6 protein-coding genes and 1 pseudogene are annotated in these 3,451 nt (G+C 66.6%); 3 read left to right on the top strand and 4 right to left on the bottom strand.

Annotated features, from left to right (window positions below):
- Both KBX08_RS32560 and KBX08_RS32555 read left to right on the top strand, forming a co-directional pair.
- A pseudogene (locus KBX08_RS32560) lies at positions 1 to 245 on the top strand (hypothetical protein); the annotation flags it as partial.
- A gap of 16 nt (positions 246 to 261) precedes the next feature.
- Positions 262 to 699: a hypothetical protein gene (locus KBX08_RS32555; RefSeq protein WP_210787603.1), complete on the top strand. Its 438-nt coding sequence runs from the start codon at positions 262 to 264 to the stop codon at positions 697 to 699.
- 76 nt (positions 700 to 775) lie between these two features.
- Here KBX08_RS32555 and KBX08_RS32550 read toward each other — a convergent pair whose 3' ends face one another.
- The gene (locus KBX08_RS32550) at positions 776 to 1,282 is read right to left on the bottom strand and encodes a hypothetical protein (RefSeq protein ID WP_210787602.1); all 507 of its coding nucleotides are present in this window, start codon (positions 1,280 to 1,282) and stop codon (positions 776 to 778) included.
- Positions 1,283 to 1,388: 106 nt separating this feature from the next.
- Positions 1,389 to 1,640, bottom strand: coding sequence for a transcriptional regulator (locus KBX08_RS32545; RefSeq protein WP_210787601.1), 252 nt, complete (start codon positions 1,638 to 1,640; stop codon positions 1,389 to 1,391).
- A 53-nt stretch (positions 1,641 to 1,693) separates the two neighbouring features.
- Between KBX08_RS32545 and KBX08_RS32540 the strand changes: the two genes are divergently transcribed.
- Positions 1,694 to 2,341 (top strand): hypothetical protein, encoded by a 648-nt coding sequence (locus KBX08_RS32540; protein ID WP_247670449.1) that lies wholly within the window; start codon positions 1,694 to 1,696, stop codon positions 2,339 to 2,341.
- 9 nt (positions 2,342 to 2,350) lie between these two features.
- Here KBX08_RS32540 and KBX08_RS32535 read toward each other — a convergent pair whose 3' ends face one another.
- Together KBX08_RS32535 and KBX08_RS32530 are read right to left on the bottom strand one after the other, a co-directional pair.
- Positions 2,351 to 3,100 (bottom strand): hypothetical protein, encoded by a 750-nt coding sequence (locus KBX08_RS32535; protein ID WP_210787600.1) that lies wholly within the window; start codon positions 3,098 to 3,100, stop codon positions 2,351 to 2,353.
- A gap of 36 nt (positions 3,101 to 3,136) precedes the next feature.
- Positions 3,137 to 3,451: hypothetical protein (locus tag KBX08_RS32530; protein WP_210787599.1), on the bottom strand; the 315-nt coding region annotated here is incomplete at its 5' end.

Here is a 3,451-nt window from a genome sequence, read left to right as displayed (position 1 = left end):
CCACCTCCAGCACACAACAGCAGGCCACGACGAGCAGGCCTTGCAGCTCTACACCCCAGCCGAGGCCGCCGCCCGACTACGCGTCCCGCCGCCTCGGCCACCGCCTCGCCGGCGTGCGCGGCATCTACAGCCACGTCACCGAACCGATGATCACCACCGTCGTCGATGCCCTTCAACGCCGGTGGGAAACCAACCAGCCCGACCGCACTGTCGACACGGTCCGACGACTGCGCGCCGTCGCCTAACAGGAGAGGATGAGTCATGTCTCAGGCCTTCGTAGCGGAACCACCGTGCGCGGTGTGTGGGCGACCGGCAGCACACGTCGAACTCGTCGCACCCGGTACCCGACCTGCGGACTGGCAGCGCTGGTCATCGCAGCAGCGCGACGCCTACGACGCTGCCCGACAGCGTCACGACGACCAGCAGTGGTGGCTGCTGTTCTCCGGGAGTGAGGCGGGCAACGGAGCCGGCCGACCGGTGGACCGGGCAGAGGCGCTACGGCTTGCCGACGCCTTCGCCCAGCCGTACCGGTACGCCGCCGTAACCTCCGCGGGCTTCTACGACGACGCCGGATTTTGCGGCCAGTGCGACGCCCCGTACTGCTACCACCATTGGAACGTCTCCAGCACCGGCTACGGACGATGCCCGCGAGGCCACGGCAAGAGCCTTGATCCACACTGGTGGCCCGATGATCTTTAGGAGCCTTAGGCGGCGAACCCAGTGGGAGTACGTGGCTAATGCGTCCGCAGGGATGGCGGGGACGCCGTGGTCGCGCTCAGTGCGTCCAGCCGGCGGCGTGCAGACTGTTGTGGAACCAGCCGCCTTGACTGAGCGGCTGGATAGTTTTGTCGTCGTCGATGTGGTGTGGGAAGAGGGCCAGGACGTGGGCGAGATCCTGCTCGGCCGGTCGGGGCAGTTGGAGGATCGCCTCATCGAGTGTCAGGCCGCTCGCCTTGACGAACTCGGGGTGCATCCTGAGGTATGCCACGACGTGGTCCACTACGGCGGCGAGACGCTGGCGCAGCCGGTCGGCGTCGGGTGCGTCACGGCTGTCCCGTAGGTCGACCAACTGCCACGCCGGCCCGAACACCGGCACTAGTTGGCCGCCTGCCGCGTTGAAGAATTCCAGGGCCCCCCGACGGGTGTCGGCAGAACCGAACCCATCCTCGATCATTTGCCGCACGTTCGAGTAGACGTGGGCGAAGGTGTCGTCGGAGGCGATCGCGACGACCCTGGTGATCGTGCGCGGGGCGGTGGCAATTGTTGCCGAAGATCCGTCCACTCTGCTTTCCTCCCGTACAAGCAAGATGTGGAAGCTCGCCTAACTCCCACAGGCTAGGCAGTCAGGTCAACCGCTGACGCGCCGATGGGGCCCGACGTCTACGGGCTCACCTGCGTCGCATGATCGCGTGCAGTGTCCTGCTGCTCCCAACCTCCGTCACGTTAATGAGTTCCCACCCCGTGTGGCTGAGGTAGTCGGCGGCGGCGAGCGCCTGGCCGATGCTGGCCCCGCCGGGGGCATAGGCGGCCACGGCAAGGTGCCGGTGGGGGTAGGCGCGTAGATCGACCAATTGCTGCAGAACCGCCGCCGCGGTGATGGCGCGGGAGCGAGCGACAGATTCGATGGTCTCGCGGGGCATGCCTCGACGATAACGGTAACCAGCACGGGCGATCGCCTGGCGCAGCTGACGGTATGGTCAACAGCGTGGAAGCTCGGTCCCGGAAACGGGCGCTGGTTGTCGGCCTTCTGGTAACGCTCGCGGTTACCGGAGGGTGTGACGACGGCGGACCAGCGACGCCCCGTGCCGTCACCACCTCGCCGACCGTTGGTGCTCCCGCCACGAGTAGCCCGGCGCCCGCCGTCGGCCCTTCCTACGACGCCACCAACCTCGACCTCTGCCGGCGCACGGACCTGACGCCCCTAGCGGACTTGTCGGTGAAGGTCGCTCGTACCGATCCGAAGCCGCCGCTGGCGCGGCAGGGCTCGTCGTGCCTGTTCGAGATGCGCACCGCGGACGACCACCAGGCGAACCTGCTAGTGGAAGCCTCCTCGTTGACGAGCGCCGAGGAAGCCGGACGCCTCTACACGGCGACCCAGCAGGTGACCGGCATGACGGCCGACGGCCCCGTCGCCGACGTCGGCGAGGAGGCCGAGGGGTTCGTCAAACGATCGGACCCTGGCTTCAAGTACACCGAGTACATGCTCCACGCCCGGGACGCCAACCTGGTGGTGAAGGTCTGGCTCGCGGTAGGCGGCGATTCCTACCTGCCTAAAGAGGCACTCGCCGCGAAAGCTCTGACGATCCTCAAGGCGACCTTCACCGCCGTGCCGCACGCCTGACGACAGGCGCTACCCGCGGACGGCTTCGGGCCAACGGCCTCCGGGGAGCTTGGAGTAGTCACCGACCTGCGTCGCGATGTCCCGGACGTTACCCAGCGCGTCAACGAAACGCTCACCGATCCGCAGGAGGGTGTCCAACCCCGCGGTGACGATATCGCCGACAGCCTTCGCCAACGTGTCGATGGCCCAGGGAATGTTGATGACCGTCGTCGCGTCGACGGCGGCCTGGGCGAACTTACCCGCCAGGTTGGTGACGATCGCCGCTAGCTCGACCGCGTAGTCAACGTTGGCCCTAGCGATCTTGAACAGCCACTGACTGATGAACTCCGCCTTGAGAACGGACTCGTCAACCGCCGCCCGCTGTTTGACAGCCTTGTCGGCATAAGCGCGCGCCGCGTCGCCGGTCCACTTAACCAGGTTCTGATCGATTGGCTCACTGATCGCGAACGACAGCTGGGAGACCGGCGTCTTCACCTCGGTGACCCACCGGAAGCTCATCGAAATGAGCGACAGCACCGGCACCTGGTGCTCCAACGCGTGATCAACCCGATCCATGACCTCCCGCAGGCCGCGGCGCGCGGCATCAATGTTGTGCTTGATCCACAGCAGCGCCGCCGGGCCGATCAGCCACGCCCACTCGTTGACCCGCGAAACGACGTCGTTGAACCCCTCGACGGCAAGGTCCACGCCGACGCGGATCTGGTCGAAGGCCTTGTTGAACGGCTCGCCGTATTCCAGGTCCGGCGGTGCGGGCTGCATCGGCTTGTGTGTCCTTCCGGGTCGTCGCGTCCGCGCTTAGGCCTTGTAGATCGTGTTGAGGTCCAGCGAGATCACCTTGTCGGCCCGGTCGTAGGCGTCGGCGACGCGCCGAAGGGCGTCACCGACCTGCTCAAACTCCGTCGCCGCGCCGGCGAGGATCGCGACCATGAAGGTGTGAAAGTCGCGGTACGCGGCTGAGTGGACGCCGGCGTTGACGTCGCCGATGTAGAAGGCAGACGCGTCCAAGCTCAGCCCCTCCGCAGCGCCCTTGATGGCGGTAGCGCTGTCGGACAGCTGCAACCACTTGCCGCCCTCGGTACGCAACGCGTCGGTGATGACGTTCAGCTCATC

The sequence above is a fragment of the Micromonospora sp. H61 genome, assembly GCF_018070325.1.
Classification (GTDB): Bacteria; Actinomycetota; Actinomycetes; order Mycobacteriales; family Micromonosporaceae; genus Micromonospora; species Micromonospora salmantinae.
Note: the sequence above shows the minus strand (reverse complement) of the source record. Positions and strands in the feature narration are given on the sequence as shown.

What these genes read in the sequence shown, in the direction of transcription:
- KBX08_RS32555 (WP_210787603.1), top strand. Translation starts at nt 262, where the DNA reads ATGTCTCAGGCCTTCGTAGCGGAACCACCGTGCGCGGTGTGTGGGCGA.
- KBX08_RS32545 (WP_210787601.1), bottom strand. Translation starts at nt 1,640, where the DNA reads ATGCCCCGCGAGACCATCGAATCTGTCGCTCGCTCCCGCGCCATCACC.
- KBX08_RS32540 (WP_247670449.1), top strand. Translation starts at nt 1,694, where the DNA reads ATGGTCAACAGCGTGGAAGCTCGGTCCCGGAAACGGGCGCTGGTTGTC.
- KBX08_RS32535 (WP_210787600.1), bottom strand. Translation starts at nt 3,100, where the DNA reads ATGCAGCCCGCACCGCCGGACCTGGAATACGGCGAGCCGTTCAACAAG.